At 52.2% G+C, this 19,503-nt stretch carries 14 protein-coding genes and 2 pseudogenes; 8 read left to right on the forward strand and 8 right to left on the reverse strand.

Annotated features, from left to right (window positions below; genetic code table 11):
- Positions 1–167 (reverse strand): annotated as a pseudogene (locus R6U67_RS11805) (RNA-guided endonuclease TnpB family protein); the annotation flags it as partial.
- Between the two features lie 122 nt (positions 168–289).
- The gene (ligA, locus tag R6U67_RS11810; RefSeq protein WP_410252742.1) at positions 290–2,335 is read right to left on the reverse strand and encodes an NAD-dependent DNA ligase LigA; all 2,046 of its coding nucleotides are present in this window, start codon (positions 2,333–2,335) and stop codon (positions 290–292) included.
- A gap of 59 nt (positions 2,336–2,394) precedes the next feature.
- On the opposite strand from ligA, the gene R6U67_RS11815 reads away from it, so the two are divergent.
- Positions 2,395–3,261: a carbohydrate ABC transporter permease gene (locus R6U67_RS11815; RefSeq protein ID WP_410252743.1), complete on the forward strand. Its 867-nt coding sequence runs from the start codon at positions 2,395–2,397 to the stop codon at positions 3,259–3,261.
- Here the strand turns inward: R6U67_RS11815 and R6U67_RS11820 are convergent.
- The 4 genes and pseudogenes from R6U67_RS11820 to R6U67_RS11835 form a co-directional block, all read right to left on the reverse strand.
- A complete protein-coding gene (locus R6U67_RS11820; RefSeq protein ID WP_410252744.1) occupies positions 3,258–4,007 on the reverse strand; it encodes a HEAT repeat domain-containing protein in 750 nt (249 codons plus the stop codon). The two genes, R6U67_RS11815 and R6U67_RS11820, sit on opposite strands and share 4 nt — an antisense overlap.
- Positions 4,008–4,065: 58 nt before the next feature.
- Positions 4,066–5,394 carry a GAF domain-containing protein gene (locus R6U67_RS11825; protein ID WP_410252733.1) on the reverse strand — a complete coding sequence of 443 codons (1,329 nt, stop codon included), beginning with the start codon at positions 5,392–5,394 and terminating at the stop codon, positions 4,066–4,068.
- Between the two features lie 90 nt (positions 5,395–5,484).
- Positions 5,485–5,922 (reverse strand): annotated as a pseudogene (locus tag R6U67_RS11830) (GUN4 domain-containing protein); the annotation flags it as partial.
- 78 nt (positions 5,923–6,000) lie between these two features.
- Positions 6,001–6,492 carry an adenylyltransferase/cytidyltransferase family protein gene (locus tag R6U67_RS11835; RefSeq protein ID WP_410252734.1) on the reverse strand — a complete coding sequence of 164 codons (492 nt, stop codon included), beginning with the start codon at positions 6,490–6,492 and terminating at the stop codon, positions 6,001–6,003.
- A gap of 220 nt (positions 6,493–6,712) precedes the next feature.
- Between R6U67_RS11835 and R6U67_RS11840 the strand changes: the two genes are divergently transcribed.
- Positions 6,713–7,996, forward strand: a complete 1,284-nt coding sequence (locus R6U67_RS11840; protein WP_410252735.1) for an HhoA/HhoB/HtrA family serine endopeptidase — start codon at positions 6,713–6,715, stop codon at positions 7,994–7,996.
- Positions 7,997–8,002: 6 nt separating this feature from the next.
- Here the strand turns inward: R6U67_RS11840 and R6U67_RS11845 are convergent, their stop codons facing one another.
- Positions 8,003–9,214 carry a glycosyltransferase gene (locus tag R6U67_RS11845; protein ID WP_410252736.1) on the reverse strand — a complete coding sequence of 404 codons (1,212 nt, stop codon included), beginning with the start codon at positions 9,212–9,214 and terminating at the stop codon, positions 8,003–8,005.
- Positions 9,215–9,618: 404 nt separating this feature from the next.
- Here R6U67_RS11845 and R6U67_RS11850 point away from each other — a divergent pair, with 404 nt between their 5' ends.
- From R6U67_RS11850 to bioD, 5 genes are all read left to right on the forward strand, one after another.
- A complete protein-coding gene (locus R6U67_RS11850; protein WP_410252737.1) occupies positions 9,619–11,211 on the forward strand; it encodes a hypothetical protein in 1,593 nt (530 codons plus the stop codon).
- Between the two features lie 88 nt (positions 11,212–11,299).
- Positions 11,300–12,973 carry a hormogonium polysaccharide biosynthesis protein HpsL gene (hpsL, locus tag R6U67_RS11855; protein ID WP_410252738.1) on the forward strand — a complete coding sequence of 558 codons (1,674 nt, stop codon included), beginning with the start codon at positions 11,300–11,302 and terminating at the stop codon, positions 12,971–12,973.
- 32 nt (positions 12,974–13,005) lie between these two features.
- Positions 13,006–13,980, forward strand: a complete 975-nt coding sequence (hpsN, locus tag R6U67_RS11860) for a hormogonium polysaccharide biosynthesis glycosyltransferase HpsN (protein WP_410252745.1) — start codon at positions 13,006–13,008, stop codon at positions 13,978–13,980.
- Positions 13,981–14,031: 51 nt separating this feature from the next.
- Entirely contained in the window at positions 14,032–15,207 is a 1,176-nt protein-coding gene (gene hpsO / locus R6U67_RS11865; protein ID WP_410252739.1) for a hormogonium polysaccharide biosynthesis glycosyltransferase HpsO, read from the forward strand.
- Positions 15,208–15,210: 3 nt separating this feature from the next.
- On the forward strand, positions 15,211–15,909 hold the full coding sequence (bioD, locus tag R6U67_RS11870) for a dethiobiotin synthase (RefSeq protein WP_087712164.1): 699 nt from the start codon (positions 15,211–15,213) through the stop codon (positions 15,907–15,909).
- On the opposite strand, the gene R6U67_RS11875 is transcribed toward bioD, so the two are convergent.
- Positions 15,906–18,011 (reverse strand): TIGR00300 family protein, encoded by a 2,106-nt coding sequence (locus R6U67_RS11875; RefSeq protein WP_410252740.1) that lies wholly within the window; start codon positions 18,009–18,011, stop codon positions 15,906–15,908. The two genes, bioD and R6U67_RS11875, sit on opposite strands and share 4 nt — an antisense overlap.
- A gap of 226 nt (positions 18,012–18,237) precedes the next feature.
- Between R6U67_RS11875 and R6U67_RS11880 the strand changes: the two genes are divergently transcribed.
- Positions 18,238–19,341 (forward strand): NAD(P)/FAD-dependent oxidoreductase, encoded by a 1,104-nt coding sequence (locus R6U67_RS11880; protein ID WP_410252741.1) that lies wholly within the window; start codon positions 18,238–18,240, stop codon positions 19,339–19,341.
- Positions 19,342–19,503: the final 162 nt, after the last annotated feature.

The following is a 19,503-nucleotide window of genomic DNA, read 5'->3' on the forward strand; positions in this document are numbered from 1 at the left end:
TGAGCGAGTACCCGACAGTACTTGTTAAGGTCGTATTTGTTGACCCCAGGAGTATCCATCCAATAGCGCAGTGCCTTGTTACGAACGAACTGTGCGGTTCGGATCGCTTCGTCAATCGCCGCGTATTGGTGGGGCTTCCCTTTGATTTTGAACTCAAGAACAAGCATCGCACCGTTGGCATCGGTTGTACGAACAATCTTGGCACAAAAAAACAGGATTGTCAAAAGCCGTCCTAGAAGGACGGGGTTTTAGACCCAAAATTCTCAATAACTGACCCCTGACATCCCCGCTAAGAGTCCAGCAATTCTCGTAACTGCGCTTCCGAGAGTTGCGGGATTCCCAATTTTTCGGCTTTGGCTTGTTTGGAACCGGGGTTTTCCCCCACCACCACATAATTAGTTTTGGAACTGACGGAACCCGTCACTTTTCCCCCAGCCTGTTCGATGAGAGTTTTCGCCTCGTTACGTGTCAGACTGGGCAGGGTTCCCGTGAGAACGAGGGTTTGGCCGGCTAGAGGTTGAGCGGCGACGGCTTCTGAGTGAGTGACGCTTGTCGGGGAGTCCTGGGCGGCTAGAGTCACGCCAACCTCTTGCAGGTGTTCGATGAGGTCACGGTTGGCCCGAACCTCAAACCACTCACAAATCGCTCCAGCAATTTCGGGGCCAATTCCCTTAATCTCGGCCATCTCATCTAAACTGGCCTCGGCTAAGGCTTCTACCGTGGGAAAGCGCTCCACCAGGGTTTGCGCATTCACCGCCCCCACATGACGAATCCCTAACCCATAGAGAACTCGTGACCAGGGTTGTTGTTTGGACCGCTGTATTGACTCGACGAGCTTTGTGGCTGATTTAGACCCAAGGCGCTCTAAATGGCTCAAATCCTCGGGACGTAAGCGATAGAGGTCGGCGACCGAGTTCAGGAAACGGCGATCGCACAGTTGAGCGATCAGTTTCTCCCCTAAGCCATCAATATCCAAGGCCCCACGACTTCCCCAATGCTTCAGCGCCCCCCGCAAAATAGCAGGACAGGAGCGATTGATACAGCGCGTGACCGCCTCATCTTGGGGCTTAAACAGGGCTTCCTGGCACTCGGGGCAGTGATTTGGCATTTGCACCGCTTGCGCCCCTTCTGGACGCAATTTAGGCAGGACTCGCACCACCTCGGGAATAATTTCCCCAGCTTTGCGAACCACCACGGTGTCTCCGATATGTAAGTCTAATTCCCGTAGGCGATCGCCGTTGTGAAGGCTGGCCCGCGCCACCGTGGTTCCCGCCAGTTGGACTGGGTTCAGGTTAGCCACCGGGGTGACAGCCCCCGTACGCCCCACTTGGAAGCTGACGGATGCAACCGTTGTCGGGACTTCCTCGGCGGGATACTTGAGGGCGATCGCCCAGCGAGGGGCTTTTTGCGTGAAACCGAGGCGATGTTGCAGGCTAATCTCATTGAGTTTCACCACCACCCCATCGGTGAGATAGGGCAGATCTCGCCGGTCTTGTTCCCAACGCTCATAATAGGCCTGAATCTCCTCAAGACTATGAGCCAGTTGGCGGTGAGGATTGACCTGAAAGCCAAAGTCTTGCAGCCGTTGTAAAGCGTCTTGGTGAGTGGGGAAGGGGCGATCGCCCTCGTCACTGGGGATATAAAGGGTATACGCGAAAAACTGAAGCTGGCGTTGGGCGACCATTTGAGGATCAAGTTGTCGCAGGGTTCCCGCCGCTGCGTTGCGAGGATTCGCCAACAGCGGTTCCTGGTTCTGCTGACGTTCGGCGTTGAGACGTTCAAACGTCTCTAGGGGGAGGAAGGCTTCCCCCCGCACCTCCACCTGGGGCGGAATCGTCTCACCCCGGAGTCTTAGGGGAATTGAGCGAATGGTTTTCACATTTGGCGTGATGTCTTCCCCAGTTTCTCCGTCGCCTCGGGTGACTCCCCGCGTCAGCAGGCCATCTTCGTACGTCAGGGCCAGGGCAGATCCATCAATTTTCAGTTCACAGATATACTCAGGTTGGATCGCCTCATCGAGCAAGTTTTGCCAGCGATCTTGCCATTTGGCAAATTCTGCGATCGTAAAGGCGTTATCGAGGCTATAGAGGGGGATATTGTGGCGAACTGACTGGAATTGGGCTGACGGTTTATCCCCGACGCGCTGGGTGGGGCTATCGGGGGAGATGAGTTGCGGATACTCCTGTTCGATCGCTTGCAGTTCTCGGTAGAGGCGATCGTACACCTCATCTTCCATAATGGGAGCATCGAGGACATAGTAAGCATGGGCCGCCTCTTGTAACTGTTGGCGGAGTTTCTGAGTCTGGTCCTGGAGTTGACGACTGGGTTGGCTCATCTTGCTCATCTTAGAGGGAGAAGAGGATAAACTAGGACATTGTGGAATTGCGATCGCCGATGCTCGACCCGACCCTCAAACAGCGTCTGACCCCCTATTTATTCCTCCTCCCGGCTGGAGTTCTCCTCATTTTAACGGTATTTTTACCGACAGCCCAGGCGGTCCTCCTCAGTTTCACGCGCTATGAGTACGATCTAACGCAACTCCCCCAATGGGTGGGCTTCACAAACTTTCGGCGACTCTGGCAAGATGCGATCTTTTGGCAAACTCTACGTCAAACCCTTCTCTATCTGCTTTGTGTTGTTCCCCTCTTGGTGACTCTTCCCCTAATGTTAGCCATTTTGGTTAACCGTCAACTGCGGGGAATCGCTGGGTTTCGCGCCGCCTACTATACCCCAGTCATTGTCTCGATGGTGGTGGCGGGATTAGCCTGGAAATATCTTTATGGGGAGACCGGACTCTTCAATCAGATTTTACAAGTTCTAGGACTTCCTGGGGTTCCTTGGCTGACGAGTCCCCAACTGGCTCTGTTTAGTGTCATGGCGGTGACGGTTTGGAAGGGATTGGGCTATTACATGGTCATCTATCTGGCCGGCTTACAGGGGATTCCCGGCGAACTCTACGAGGCGGCGGCCTTGGATGGTTCCCACGGCTGGCGGAAACATTGGGATATCACCATTCCCCTGATGCGCCCCTATCTGTTGCTGGTGGGGACGATTTCTGCCCTATCGGCCCTGAAAGTCTTTGAAGAGGTCTATGTTATGACCCAAGGGGGACCACGCAACCGCTCCAAAACTATTGTCTATTATCTCTATGAACAAGCCTTCGATCGCCTCGAAATTGGCTATGCTTGTGCCATCGGCTTAGTCTTATTCCTGGCGGTGTTAGGCTTCTCACTGCTCAATCTCAAACTCAGCCGCCGTTAAATCCAGCCATCTCGTTCTAAGTCTTCAATCACCTGCAAGCCTCGGGGATCGCCGACTCGTAGTAGGGAGGAGCGAGCATCCTCGCGAACGCCCATATCGTCGTCATCTTCGAGGGCTTCGAGAAGGGAATCGATCGCCCCGGCGTACACCACATTGGAGGGCAATTCGCGGCAAATTTGCCCCAACGCCCAAGCACAATTACTACGAACCGCTGAAACCGGGTCTTTTCGCAGGGCTTCAATCAAAGGCGGAACAGCACTGACAATGGTCTCATAGCCCACTTTAGCCAACTGCCCCAAGGAACTGGCGGCCCAGAGGCGAACGGCGGGAATATCGGTTGTTAAAGCTTCCACCAGCGGCTCTAAGGCGCGGCGATCGCCACAGTTACCTAAGGCCCAGACCACCCCTTTGCGAACATAACCATTCCAATCCTGTAAGCGAGCAATCAGAGGCTCAACGGCATCGGCATGGGTATTACGTCCCAACGCATAGGAGGCACTGACACGCACCAACGGACAGGCATCCTCTAGTAGACTAATCAACTTGGGAATGGCCCGTTCATCATGCAGCTCACAGAAGGCGCGGGCCGCCAACATCCGCTGTGGCGTTTCCGGCGCATCTAGCAACGGCAACATGGCCTCGGGATCGGGGCGAGCGGCGTCATCGGCATCAGCCGCCCCCAAGCGATCCAGAGGACTCTCAAGATTATTTTTACTGTCAATCGTGCCGAGGTCGTCGTTATACATACTCTCCAATTTACCGCACAGGGGGGGCTTAGTCATGGGAATCTCAGCTCAGCTCAGCTCAGCCATCGCCCAATCGGACAACATAGCGATAGCCTTCTGTTGCCGATCCCCGGATCGTCAAGGTTCCTTGCTGGACGTGAACCAGTTGGCAGGCAAAGAACAACCCTAACTCGGGGTCATCGGCCTGCATCGGCTTTGCTTGCAGTTTACCAAACAGACTGACCTCCCGCAGCGATGATCCTCCTCGGACTGACGGGGCGGCTGTGGTCGAGGTTAGTCCAAAGCGTTCCAATTCACTCTCGGGTAAGGTTTCCCCATCGGGGGATTGGCAAGAGGCTAACGATAACTCAAGCTGGCTCGGGGAACAGCGTCGAACCCGCAGTTGCAGCCTGGCCCCGAGATCACTATGCTGAATCAGATGGGCCACCAAGTGATAGAGCAGTTGCTGAAATTTAGCCTTATCTAGGGTCCAACGGCGATCGCTCTCTTCGATCGAGACGTTCAGTTGTTGCTCACGGCGGTTGGCCAAGGGTTCGAGAATGTTGAGCACCTGTTGGCAGAGCATATCTAAGTCCACAGGCGACACGGATAGACTTGAGTCCAAGGCCGTCAACTCCCGTAGCATAAGAATCTCCTCCACCATGGCCAACATATACTGGCCGCTATTGTGAATGATGTCGAGATATTCTTTTTGTTTACGGCGCAGGGGGCCATAAATTTCTCGGTTGAGGACGCTGGTCATCCCCATAACTGAGGTTAAGGGGGTTCGCAAGTCTTGCAGAAATCGGTCCAGGAGTTGGGTTTGGACCGCTGAGGCGGAGGCGGAGGCGTGATCATCTGCCGGGAGGGGTGCTGGCTCGACTTTAGCGCTCGGGGAGCGACCCCGCGACGCGATATCGAGCTTCAGCATGGCTGACTCAGCGGCCAGTTCCATGAGGGTGATTTCATGCAGGCGAAAGGATCTCGGCGCGGTATCGATGACGGCCAAAGTCCCAAAACAGTCCCCCCGCTCATCGATTAAGGGAACACCTAAATAGGCCCGAATTCCAGACTGTTGTACTAGGGGCTGATTGGCATATTCAGGGGTTCGAGCGGCATCGCGAATCACCAGGGGTTGTTGTGTCTCAACGACCTGAGGACAAAACTGAGAGGACTCATCGCAGCGATCGCACCCGGACAAAGACAAGGTCGAATCGTCGGAGTTGAGGCGTTGGACATGAATCCCTTGGCCGCGCTCATCGAGCAAACTGACCCAAGCCAGAGGCAGATCGAGGGCCTCGGCGACTGTATCGACGGCGGTTTGTAAGACGCGCTTCGAGTTGAGATCCAGGACACCGCCATCACGAAGTGCGGCCAGAGCGTTGGAGGTTGGGGCCAAATCGGTCATAGAATCTGTTGGCATCATCATCGCACCAAAATCGATTCTGATGTCGCGATCGCCCTACACTGGACGAGGCGCGACCTCAAAAACGAGGCATTAACGAAAAGCGGGATGGTTAAAGAGTGCAGCTAACACTCGCACCCCACGCAGTTGATTTGAAAGTGGTAGATGCCCCTTCGGCGCACTGAGATCCCAGGTAAAGCCCTGGGGATAGCGCGTCCAACTATTGCCATTTTTCCAGCCCATACGGGGCCAGAGTTTATCCCAGTCTTGTTTGACGGTTAGCCAAAGTTGACGTTGCACGGAAAAGCCAAATTTCCCGTCGGAATAGGTCACCCACAGACGGTCAATGGTCTGTAAATCGGTGACTGGGATGAGGGAAACTTCGGTAAAGTAGAGCCATTTGCGGGCCGCCGCCCCCTCGCTGGCGGCTTCACAGAGCAATTCACGGGTGAGGCGATCGGCTTCTTCAAACTTCTCTTGGGCGAGCAGGTCTTGGAGGGGGGTATAGTCAAGGTTACAGTCAGAGTCTAAAGACATATCCTGGGCAAGCGTCGGATCGATCATCATGGTCTGGACCTTATGTATCACAGGGACTTCTTATTGTCCTCTTTATTCTCCCAGAATACGACGGACGATGTGAGTGGTGGATTGGGGAACCTCAATCTCGATCAGGTGAATCTCTCCTCCATAGGCGCGCACGGTTGGGGCCTCGGGGAGAGTATCGGGACAGTAATCCCCCCCTTTGACATAAATGTCCGGCCGTAGGAGATTGATCGCGGCCATCGCCGTGGTTTCCGGAAAAATAAAGACCCCATCGACGGGTTTGAGGGCGGCCAGCACTTCTGCCCGCTCGATGTCCGGGATAATGGGACGGGGCGGTTGTCCGGGGGCCGGCGGTTTGAGGGCGGCGACGGACCGATCGCTATTGACCCCGACAATTAGCGATCGCCCAAGGGCTTTGGCGGCCTGAAGATAACGCACATGGCCACAGTGCAACAGGTCAAAGCAGCCATTGGTAAAGACAAGGGGCCGCCAGCGATCGCCATCGCCCTCGATGAGCTGTTGCAAGTCATTGAGGGAGTACAAACCCTGAGCTAACATGAGAGGCATCTATCCATTAAACGAACTCTTGAGCCAGAGGGGTCACATCTGTGAGATCTAAGTGTCACACGAGCGTCACATCAAGGGTTTATCTTAGTCTACAAGTCAGTCCAAGCATGATGGGTCAGTTCCTCTAATCCCCTCACTCCTCACATCACCAGTTACAAGACTTGGACTGACTTTCTTCTTTTGACGATGCCGCAAGCTCCCATAGGATACCATGCGCAACCCATCCCAAGGTTATGGATCTGACGATCACAAGAGAACACCGCCGGAGTCTCCGGGGCGTAAAATATCGCTCCTGTCTTATCTTGTCGTGTTCCTCCTCGGAGGCGGTGTTGTCTGGGGGGCCACTGAAGCGTTCTCGTCGCGATCGCTGACGGATGATGTCAACTCGGGATCTCGTCCCACGTCGGGACAAAGGGCCGACCGACAAAGTCCCCAGGCCCCCGTAATGACCCCGGATACAGACAACTCAGCCATACCGCCTCCGGGGAACTTTGTGGCTGAGGTGGTGAGTACGGTGGGATCGGCGGTGGTTCGCATTGATGCTGAGCGCACGGTGACAGCGCGATCGCTCCCGCCTCAATTCGATAATCCGATGTTTCGCCAGTTTTTTGGCTTTCAGACGCCCAATGCGCCCCAGGAACGTATCGAACAGGGGGCGGGATCGGGCTTTATCCTCAGCTCCGATGGCAAAATTGTTACCAATGCTCATGTCATTGATGGGGCCGATTCGGTGACGGTGACGCTGCGAGATGGCCGGAGTTTTGAGGGCCGCGTCTTGGGATCTGACCCGGTGACGGATGTGGCCGTGGTTCAGATTGAAGCCGAGGATCTTCCGGCGGTCACTTTGCGTGACAGTGAGGGACTACAACCGGGGGAATGGGCGATCGCCATTGGAAATCCCCTCGGACTCGATAATACGGTCACCACCGGCATTATTAGCGCCATTGGCCGCTCTAGTAGTGAGGTCGGTGTGGCCGACAAACGGGTTGATTTCATTCAAACAGATGCCGCTATTAATCCCGGCAATTCTGGGGGGCCGCTTTTGGATCAGGAGGGTCGTGTGGTCGGTATGAACACGGCCATTATCCAAAATGCTCAGGGGTTAGGATTTGCCATTCCCATCAATACGGTGGCTCGTATAGCTGAGGAACTCATTGAAGATGGTCAGGTTGAGCATCCCTTTTTGGGGATTCAAATGGTCACTCTATCTCCTCAGGTGAAAGAAAATCTCAACCGTAATCCCAATCAAAGTTTTCGCATTGAGGTCGACGAAGGGGTCTTAATTGTGCAAGTGATGCCCGGTTCTCCGGCGGACCAGGGTGGATTACGCTCTGGAGACGTGATTCGCCGCATTGATGGCGAGTCGGTGACCTCCGCTGAGGCGGTGCAAGAGGCGGTGTCCCGCGTCGGGGTGGGCGATCGCCTCACTCTGGAGGTCTCCCGCAACGGGACAACAGAAACCCTCACGGTGCAAACAGGGGTATTAGGCCAATAGACTCGGTTAAGGGTCGCTGACATCGGTGACCCGCCAACTCAGTTTTAGGTTAATGCTGAAGTTCCAAAGTGTCACTAGGGCGATCGCCAGCAGTTTCGAGAGATAGTCGTTGACCCCAAGTAGGTTAAAGAGGATATTCACAATCAGCACATTGAGAATTAAGCCGGCTAAACAGACGATATTGAATTTGAGGAACCGCTTGAGTTGTTTACGCCATCCCCGTTGTTGGCGGGACAAATCGGAGAACGTCCAGCGATCGTTCCAGTAAAAGTTATTAAGAATCGCCACTTCTGCCGAAAGCATGGCGCTACGGGTTAACCCCAACTGCCAACGTTCTCGCAAAACGTAAAACACCGCTAAATCGACGACAACCCCGGTTAATCCCACCAGTCCAAAGCGCAGAAATCGCTGCACGGGCAGTAAGTCCAGCCGCAATTTGCCAAGATGTTGCAGATAGTCGAGATACTGTTTCCAGGTGACCTTGCTTTGGCCCTGCTCTCGTTCTTGGAAGACATAGCCGACTTCGCCAATCCAGGAAATATCCCCTCGGCCGAGGACTTCAATGAGAATTTTATAGCCGATGGGGTCTAAAAACCGTTCGGCGATCGCACTCCGGCGCACCATAAAAAACCCACTCATGGGGTCCGAGACGCGCCCCACAACACCCGGTAAGAGGATCAGTCCCACCAGTTGAGCGCCTCGGGAGAGAATACGCCGACTCAGACTCCAGTCACTGACGCCACCGCCGTCGACATGACGACTGGCTAGGGCTAAATCTGCCCCTCGTTCGATTTGTTGCCAAAGTTGTTCGAGAATCTCGGGCGGATGCTGCAAGTCAGCATCGATGACTCCGAGAACTTGACCCCGGGCCACCTGCCAGCCGCGAATAACGGCCGTCGAGAGTCCTCGTTCTCCCTGACGACGGAGGGCGCGAACTTGGGGATAGGTCTCCGCTAAGCGTTGGGCCACTTCCCAGGTGCGATCGGGGCTATCGTCATCCACGACAATCAGTTCATAGTCATGACTGAGAAGGCGATCGAGGAGTTGACGCAACTGCTCAATCAGGATTTCCAGGTTATGCCGCTCATTGTAGGTTGGGATAACTAAGGAAAACTGTAATTGGGATACAGATGAGGTTGACCAGTCCTGTTGGGGATCGACTTGTACTTCGGGAAGTTCAGCAATCCGGCCCTGGAAAGACGGTTTAGACGAAGACATGAAACATCGGGAGGCGAAAAAAAAGATATCCCTCATAGTAAACGCTGAGGGTGCCAGGATTTCGGGGAATTTCTTAAACGGGTGGCGATCGCCGCTCCATCAAAGGGTGACAGTCCTGAATAAGAAAAGCTATATTGGAGCCAATTGAGGGGAATTTCAAACGTTTAACGACTGCTGCTGGGTTGAAGGGTCTCAGTTGCCATCATAGGGATGCTTCACTGCGTCTTAAGACTCAGTCGATTTTGACTCGAGACCTCTAATGGGAGAGATTTAACACCAGACAATTGTGTGTGTTCGCTAGATATTCGCCTTCAATCGTTCCCATAAATGTTGACTCTGATTAGATTCTGGTTGATTGCTAAATTTCACTATACACCTATCGTGATTGACGAGGGTTTCAGATCATGTCTAACTCAAACTTTGACCAAAACCGAGAACAGACTCCTGACTCTGATGACTCGGTTGTGCGTCCTGTAGCAGACCCGAGTTCGAAATTAGTTTCCCTAGGGCAATATCCGTTTTGGCAGGGGGTTGCTCCGGCTGTGGGAGTGGGATTTTTGGTCGGGTTAGCTCTGTTGCTGATTACAAATTTGCAGTTGGCGATCGCTGGAGGTATTGGACTTACTGTCATTAGTCTATCGTTCATTCATCCTTATTTAGCCTTATGGTTGTTGGTGATTTATATGCCCTTTTCTGGGACAGTCACCTATTGGCTTGGCGGAGGAAATATCGTTTTTCAAGCAGCAAAAGATGCTCTGGCCATCCCGGCGATGATTTCCATTTTTTGGAGACTCACAAAACAGGAGCAACCCTTAATTATTCCTCGGGCGCTCAAAAAACCCCTGATCATTATGCTGAGCCTCGTTTTGCTGACGCTGCTTACTATTAATTTACCTTTGAATTTTGCAGACACAAATCCCCCTGGACGAAATTTTCTACTCATGGGCGTATTGGGACTAAAAATCTTGCTGGGATATTTACCTTTAATTACCTGTACCTATTATATGTTACAAACAAAAAGGGATTTCTGGCGCTTTACTCGCTTACATGTTGTTCTTGCTGTGATTTGTTGTAGTCTGGGATTAGTACAATATGCAATGCTGGCAACAGGACTGTGTCAAGGAACTGATCACCTACTCGGAGATGCACTCTTTCAAGCGACTGTAGATGCCAAATGCTTTGTAGGTGGGGCATTACTTTATACTCCTTCACACAATGCAATTCACTTACCTGGAACCTTTGTTTCACCTTGGCAATGGACTTGGTTCCTAATTGCTAACACTTTTTTGATGCTGGCATCTGCCTTGGCCGATCCATCGCCGAAGTGGCGCTCAATCAGCTTTTTGGCGATGGCATTAATCTTGATTAGCACAATTATTTCGGGCCAATCAATTGCTTTACTGTTGACACCTTTTATCGTAATTTTGATTTTAGCTATAACGGGTTTATCATCGAAACCACGAAGATCTGTTTTGCTCTTTCTGGGTCTTTTGCTAATAACAGGAATTAGTTTTATTCTTTTTCCAAATTTTATTCGGGGGCGTATCGATGCCGCTATAAATTGGTGGCAAGCATCACCCCCAATCAGTTTTATTACCAATCAACTACAAATTGTATCTCAAGATAAGACGCTCTTGGGTCATGGACTAGGACGGGCTACGAACTCAACGAGAATTTTTGGTGAAACACGACTCATCGAAGCCTATTATCCCAAACTTCTTTATGAAATTGGTATCCTGGGGGTGGCCGCATTTTTAGGTCTTGTTACCGTGATTACAGTAGTGACCTTCAGGGTATGGCGATCGCTCACCCAGAAACGGTGGCAATGTTATGCCGCCTGCTTCTGGCTGTTCATCCTCTTGATTAGCTACCAAAGCTACTACTACCCCTTAGATGTTGTCCCTATCGCCATATACTACTGGATGATTATCGGGGCAACTCTACGACTTCCTATTCTGGAACAAGAGGATATTCGGGAGTCGACGTCCGAAGTGTAATGTGAATACTCAACATCATCGCAGCTTGGCGATGATGGTTCATAACCGTTCACACTAGGACTATTGTGATCGCACCTAATTTTAGACGATGCCGAAAACAAAATCTAAGAAAAAAGGGCAACAGGCGGCTAAACCCGACGAGCCAGTTCTCAGTAAAAAAGAGTTAGCCGCACAAAAGCGACAAGCCGCCAAAGAGCGGCAAGCCTTTATCCAAACCGTTACAACAGCAGGGGGGCTGGGAGCCGTGGTTGGCATCGCCCTGTTTTTTGCCGCAGATGTCAAACTCGCGATCGCCGGAGGAGGAGGCATTACCGTTTTATGGATCTCATTTGTGTATCCATATTTAGCCTTGTGGCTGTTCACGATCTATATGCCCTTCGCCGGGACGGTAACCTATTGGATTGGTGGAGGCAATGCTATTTTTCAACTCGCCAAAGATGGCTTTGCTTTTCCGGCAATGGCGGCTATTTTTTTGGAGCTTAAAAAGAAAGGAAAACCGATAATCATCCCCAAACAAATTCAGAAACCTCTAATTATTTTAATTGGTTTTGTCTTGGCAACTTTATTTGTGGTCAACCTACCTTTGCATATTGCCAGTGCTAATCCACCCACTGGACCGATGGCTCGTAAGCCACCGGAAGGGAAGTTTTTCTTCATGGGTATTTTGGGGATGAAGGTCTTACTCGGATACATTCCCTTGATTACCTGCACCTATTATCTGATCCGAAACAAAAAGGATTTCTTACGTTTTACTCGTTTGCATGTTGTCCTAGCAATTATCTGCTGTGGTTTAGGGTTGATGCAGTACATGATGTTAATAACAGGGGCCTGTAAAGGAACCGATCACTTAACCGGAGATGCGTTGTTTAAAGCGACCTTAGATGCAAAATGCTTGGTGGGAGGGTCATTAGTCTATAGTCCCTCTCAAGGTATGATTCGCTTGCCAGGGACGTTTGTTGCACCTTGGCAATGGGCTTGGTTTTTAATTGGCAACACATTTTTAACCTTCGCCTCGGCTTTTAGTGATCCCTCTCTAATTTGGCAATTGATTAGTTTTCTGGGGATGGCTCTCGTGTTTGCAAATGCCGTCATTTCAGGACAACGAATTGCTTTATTATTAGTTCCGGTTATTATTGTGATCATGTTAGTCTTAACCGGGCAACTCTCCAAACCAGCCCGGTTTATTCCAATTGTAGGTGGTTTAGCATTACTCATTGTGCTGAGTTTTATTCTCTTTCCTGATGTGATTCAAGAACGGATTGACAGTACAGTTGACCGTTGGAATGCATCACCACCAACTGGTTTTATTACTGAGCAGGCTGAACATGCATCTCACGGACAACGGCCCTTAGGCTATGGAGTGGGACGAGCGACCAACTCAACTCGTATGTTTGGTGATACTCGACTGATTGAGACCTATTATCCCAAACTCATTTATGAAATTGGGACATTGGGAGTCCTGGCCTTTTTAGGTTTTGTGACCGCCATTACCGTCACGAGCTTTAAGATCTGGCGATCGCTCAAAGATAAGGTTTGGCGTAGTTATGCCGCCTCCTTCTGGGTGTTCATATTTTTTATTAGCTATCAAACCTACTACTATCCCCTCGACGTAGACCCGGTCGCCGTGTATTACTGGATGATTGTCGGCTTGATGCTACGACTTCCTGATGTGGAGCGAGAGGATGTAGAGGAACGAGCCGCCCGAGAGCTAGATGAGGACGAAAATGCTAAGACTAAGAAGAAGAAAAAGCGCAAACGATGACAAGGAGTAGCCCAACTGTGACATCCCTATCCATGTCTGTGGTGATTCCCACCTTTCGCCGCGAAGCGGCTCTCCGGGACACCATCGCCGATGTCCTCAAACAGGACTATCCCCAGTTTGAGGTCATTGTCGTCGACCAAACCGCCGAACATGAACCCGAAACCCAAACCTATTTACAGGAGTTAGCCGACTCGGGCCAAATTGATTGGTATTGCGTGGACTGGGCCAGCCTCCCAGGAGCGAGAAACTACGCCGTGCGGCGAGCCAGCGGGGATATCATCGTCTTTATTGATGATGATGTACAACTCGAACCCCATTACTTGGAAACTCATGCTCGCAATTACCGCGATCGCCCCGAAATCGGAGCCGTCGCCGGCCGCGTCTTCGATCGCATGAAACTGGCCGACTCCGGCGGGGCCTTAAAAATTGAAGATCTACCCCCCGAAGCCATGGACCCCGGTATTGCCTGGTATCACATTGACCTAGTCCACACCATTAAACCTCAACAAGTCCTCTCAGCACGCGGCTGCAATATGTCCTTCCGTCGCGAGTTATTTGAAAAGTTTAATCTACGCTTCGATGAACGCTATCGCGGTAGTGCGGTGCGCGAAGAATCGGATTTTTGTTTGCAATTTCGCAAAACTAATCGGCAAATTTGGTACGATCCAGAGGCGTCCCTCATCCATCTCGGGGAAGAAACCGGGGGCTGTCATGACATTGGCACAAAATCGGTTCAATACCAAATCACCTTTTACCACAATCACTTTTTCTTGGGTCTCCACAATTTAACCCCTGGACAATGCTTACGCTTTTTTAGTAAATTGTTTGACTGTCATGTTCTCGGTCATCCTCCCTGCAACAAAAGTGGCTCCCCGGTCAAGATTCTAGTGCGTTTCGCCTTTTATAAACTGGGATTACTCAAAGCCCTAAAAACTTGGATTCAGTCCCTCTGGGATGATGGACAAGTCTATAGCCGACAAGACGAGAAATTTGAACCCTTGGGCTAAGCTAATTCGATTCCCAGTTCCCTGTTCGAGACTGTTACTCACGCCAAACTCATGAAAATTTTAGTTGCCAGCCACACCTATATTGTTGACCTCAATCGTGAGAAATTACGAGAACTTGCTCGTTTAGAACCCAATATTGAGGTCATGGTTGTGGTTCCCAAGCGTTGGAAACCAGGAGGAGTCCAGAAAAAGCTGGTCGAAAGTCAACCCGTCGATGAAGGAAATTTTCGGGTTGTTCCTGTTTCAAACTTCAGCAAAAATCAACAGGGACTTTTGACATTTGGCTTGGATTTATTTGGAATTCTAAAAGAGTTTAAACCAGATATTATTCAGGTTGAGCAGGGGGCTAAGTCTCTGGGATATGCTCAATTTATTACCTACAATCGACTGCTAAACCTGAAGGCAAAAAACGTCTTTTTTACCTGGTGGAATTTACCCTATAAGGTCAAGTTTCCCCTCTCAGCCTTAGAACGCTATAATCTTAACCATACCGATGGTGTCGTGGTTGGCAATCAAGATGGGGCGACGATTCTCCGGGATCATGGTTACAAGGGAGCCATGACTGTGTTGCCACAACTCGGGGTTGATGAACAGTTATTTTGTCCTCAAAATGTCTTAGATTTGCGAGAAGAATTGGGAATCGAGCCACAAGAGTTTGTGGTCGGATTTGTGGGGCGATTTGTAGAAGAGAAGGGCTTAATGACCCTGGCCAAAGCTCTACAAGGACTTGGCGATCGCCCCTGGCGTTGGTTACTCCTCGGACGCGGTCCGTTGCGAGACCCTCTGGAGGCTTGGGCGCAACAGCAGGGGGTGGCCGATAAACTCACCTTTGTTGAGAGTGTTCCCCATGATCAGGTATCTCGCTATATCAATCTTTTAGATACCTTACTGTTACCCTCGGAAACCACCTATCGCTTTAAAACGCTCTCCTCGGTGGGCTGGAAAGAACAATTTGGTCATGTCTTAATCGAAGCCATGGCCTGTCGAGTTCCGGTGATTGGGTCTGACTCCGGAGAAATCCCCCATGTCATTGGTGAGAGTGGCTTGGTCTTTCCCGAGGGAGATGCCGATCGCCTGCGGGATTGTCTGCTAAAGTTAATGGAAAATCCGGAGTTAGCCGGAGAACTGGCCCAACGGGGCTATCATCGAGCCTTAGCGGAGTACACCAACCGGGCGATCGCTCAGAAACAGTTGGCCTTCTATCAGGAATTACTGGCACATCATTAAACCATGAAAACCTTAGCCATTGCTGGCACCGATACCGATACCGGAAAGACGATTCTCACAGGGGCCTTGCTGGCCTATTGTCAGCAGCATCTCTCGGACCAATCGTTGGGACTAATGAAGCCAGTTCAGTCAGGAGTAGGCGATCGCGAGTGGTTTCAAGAGATCTTTGATCTCGATCAATCCCCCCAATCCCTCAATCCTCAGTTTTTTGAAGCCCCCCTAGCGCCCCCACTGGCCGCTGAACAGGAAGGACGGGAGATTGATTTAGGCCAGGTTTGGCGGGAGTTGCAAGCGTTACGCAACAGCCGCGATCTCCTCCTGGTCGAGTTTCTCGGCGGCTTGGGGTCTCCGGTGACGCGGGAACTCACGGTCGCAGATTTGGCCCGAGATTGGCGGCTTCCGACCCTGTTAGTGGTTCCGGTCAAACTCGGGGCGATCGCCCAAGCCGTGGCCAATGTGGCCCTCGCGCGTCAAATGAAGGTCAATCTGCTGGGGATTATCCTCAACTGCGTCGAACCCCGTTCTCCTGAACAAATTGCACAATGGACACCCCAGGATTTAATTGAATCCCTGACACAAGTGCGCGTCTTAGGCTGCATTCCCCATCTAGCCGATTGTCGAGATACCAGCAAACTGGCAGCCGTCGCCGCCAGTTTGGACTTAGAAACGATCTTGGGACGGGTCTCGGCCCGTTTGAGTTAGGCGTTGATGAGGGGACTGGTTAATTGCGCCAGTTGTTTGACTAACAGACTCAAGAATAAGCCCACATCGGTTACCACTCCCGTCGATTCCACGGAACCGCGATCGCTGAGTTTGGTCACGACCGCCGGGTTAATATCCACACAAACCATCTTCACGCCAGCGGGGGTCATGTTGCCCACCCCAATGGAATGCAGCATAGTCGAGAGCATGAGAATCATATCAGAACCGCGCACTAACTCCGCATAGCGTTCCTGGGCGCGAATCAGATCCATTTCCGTATCAGGAAGGGGACCATCATCACGGATGGACCCGGCCAGAACGAAGGGGACATCATGTTTGACACATTCATACATCACCCCATGATCGACCACACCGGCCTCGACGGCTTTGGCGATACTGCCATGACGACGAATGGTGTTGATGACGTTGAGGTGGTGGCGATGGCCGCCGCGAACGGCGATTCCTCGTTTCATGTCCACCCCGAGGGAGGTGCCGAGACAGGATTGTTCCATATCATGGACGGCGATCGCATTTCCGCCGAGGAGGCCTTGAACATAGCCTTCGCGAATTAACCAGGAGAGATGTTCAGCGCCCCCAGTATGAATGACGACGGGGCCGGCGGTGATGACGACTTTGCCACCGCGATCGCGAATCCGCCGCAGTTCCCAGGCCACTTGTTCAACCACCAGTTCCACTCGCCGTTCACTCGAGACACCGGCGGACATGAAGCCAAATTCTTGGCTACCGCGTTTTTCGCGGGATTCAGGTTTACGCACGGTGCGAATCCCTGAAACCCCGACGACAACTTTCTCGTGGGTTTCTAAGTCTCGTAGAATTTTACATTCAGCCACGATCCCCTCAGGAGTCTCTTGAACGGCGATGGCCCCATCCATCCGTTGTTTGCTGACGCGAATCCACTCGCCGTTGACGCGAATTTCGGTGGGATAAATGGTGGTGACATAGAAGTCATCGGGGGCAACACCCGCTTTTTCGACCGCTGCGAGATCGGCGTCAGATTGATCTTCGGGAAGAGACACGGCCCCCAACTCGATTAGTTGGGCCAGAATTTCCTCCATCACGTCGTTGGAGGGGGCGGAAATGTGAACGTCAGCGGTTGAGGTGCTTTGACGCTGTTCGCCGAGGTTAAAGTTACGGACTTGGAAACTTCCCCCCCCTTCGACGACGAGATCTAAGGCGCGGTTGATAATCCCCGCATCGAGGAGATGGCCTTCGAGGGTGACGGTGGTCGAGACGACGGAGTCCACCGCATGAACGTTGGGCATCACCGGTTCTGTGGTCCGCAGGGTGAGGCATTTGGCGGCCCCACCGGCTTTGAGAAATTCGCTGAGGGGGGTTTGGATGACGGTGAAGCCAACGTCGCTGAGGCGGCGGCTGAGGCTGTCACTGACTTGGTTCATGACCACCACATCGCCGACGTTGACGGCGTTGCAGGCAAAGTTCCCGGCATCGTCATCGTTGACGATAATGCGTTTTTCTGGGGGAACCCGCATTTCGATGAGACGGTTGGAGTAGAAGTCGAAGGCGGGGGGATAGTAGAGGAGATAACCGTTGGTTAGGGGACAGAAGCAGGTATCGAGGTGGTAGAAACGATTATCGACGAGTTGCAGGGAGATGACTTCAATGTCAAGCCATTTGGCGAGGTAGGGGTGGGAGTCGAGTTCGGAGCGAAATCCATATCCGGCCCACAGCCAACGGCCTTCGCGATCGAGGAGTGCGTCGCCGGCTCCTTCAAAGGGGAGGTCTTTGGGGAGTTCGTAGACGGTGAAGCCGTTGTCTTCAAACCATTGTTTGAAGTAGGGTTCTTCTCCCTGGCGTTCGGGGTGGTAGAAGCGACTTAAGACGACGTTGTCGCCGAGGACGAGGCCGGCGTTGGCGGTGAAGACCATGTCGGGAACGCCTTTTTGGGGTTCGACGAGATCGACGATGGCATGGTCTTTGAGGATTTTATGGAGTCCTTCCCATTGGCTTTCGGCGCGATCGCGCGATGAGCGATGGATGTTTCCTTCCATCCAGGGGTTGATAACGTAGTCCACATCGTAGTGATGAGGCGGACACATGAGGATATGGGTGGATGCGGTCATAGAGGGTAAAACCTTTGAGGAGCGAGATAACGCACGACAGGCTACTTGTGCAGCCAATTGTTCATTGTATTACAGTCGTGAAGTTTGCCCCAAAAATGTTGGTTGAGTTGGGACTTTTTTGGTTGAATCGACTCTGAGACTCGATGGCACCTTGGTTGTCAGGGAGGTTTGGGTCTTTTAGGGTAAAGACTATCAAGATATCGTGAAAAAGTGAGGATTTGTTGACATGACGCAAGTGTTGATTGTGGGTGCGGGAGTCGTGGGGGCGGCGATCGCCTATGAGTTAAGCCTGATTCCGGGGTTTGAGGTGATTCTGTGCGATCGCGATCGCCCGGCGGCCGGGTCAACGGGGGCGGCTCTGGGGGTGTTAATGGCGGCTATTAGTCAGAAAAAAGCGAAGAGTCGGGCTTGGAAACTGCGACAGCAGAGTTGGCAACGCTATGCCACGTTAATTCCGGAGTTAGAGGCGAAACTGGGGCGTGATTTGCCGAGGAATGATGCGGGAATTTTGAAACTCTGTTCTATGGAGGAAAATTGGCAAAAGTGGCAGGGATTGGCGGCGATTCGTCAGCAGCAGGGATTTCCCCTAGAGTTATGGTCGGTTGACCAGATTCAACGTCGCTTTCCTCAGTTGGGAGTCGAGACCATTTCGGGGGCGGTGTTTTCAGGCTGCGATCGCCAAATCCAGCCCCGTCCTCTCACAGAGGCCTTGGTGGAGGCGGCCCAATTGAATGGGGTGGTGCTGTGTTGGGAGACGGAGATTGTCGAGGTCGATTCGGGTCCGGCCGACCTCTCAACCGCAGAGATACGCCGCTGTCAGCGGGTCACGACTCAGTCAGGAGAGGTCTATGAACCCGATTGGCTGGTGTTAGCGGCCGGGTTGGGGACAACCCCTTTGTCGCAGCAACTTCAGGCGGCGATCGCCATTGAGCCGGTCTTAGGGCAAGCCCTACGCTATCGTGTTCCTGGGGGATTTCCTCAGAATTGTCCGGTGGTAACGGGGGGCGATGTCCATGTGGTTCCCCTGACGAATGATGAGTGTTGGGTGGGGGCCACTGTTGAGTTCCCGGATTCGACGGGGACCGTGACCGCAGATGAGAGTCATTTAGAGGCGGTGCAAGAGGCGGCGATCGCTCTGTATCCCCCATTGGCTGAGGCTGAAGTCATCGAACACTGGTCGGGATTACGACCGCGCCCAGACGGACGCAGTGCGCCAGTCATCGATCGATTAGAGAATTATGAGAATGTCCTACTGGCCACAGGTCATTATCGTAATGGGGTGTTACTTGCGCCGGCCACAGCCATGGCCGTTCAGCGTTTGATACATTGACATACTCCCCACTAAGCAAGAGATGGGGATTCTCCGGCTAATCAAACCGACTAAGCGGCTTAACTGACGGTTGGTTTGACAAAGCGATCGGATTGCCAGAAACCCTGGTCTTATGCCCGTTCTTTGTCCATTTAGAGTCGTGGGTATGCCCGACCCCGACTT

The organism is Sodalinema sp., from assembly GCF_046483825.1.
In the GTDB taxonomy this organism is placed as follows: domain Bacteria; phylum Cyanobacteriota; class Cyanobacteriia; order Cyanobacteriales; family Geitlerinemataceae; genus Sodalinema.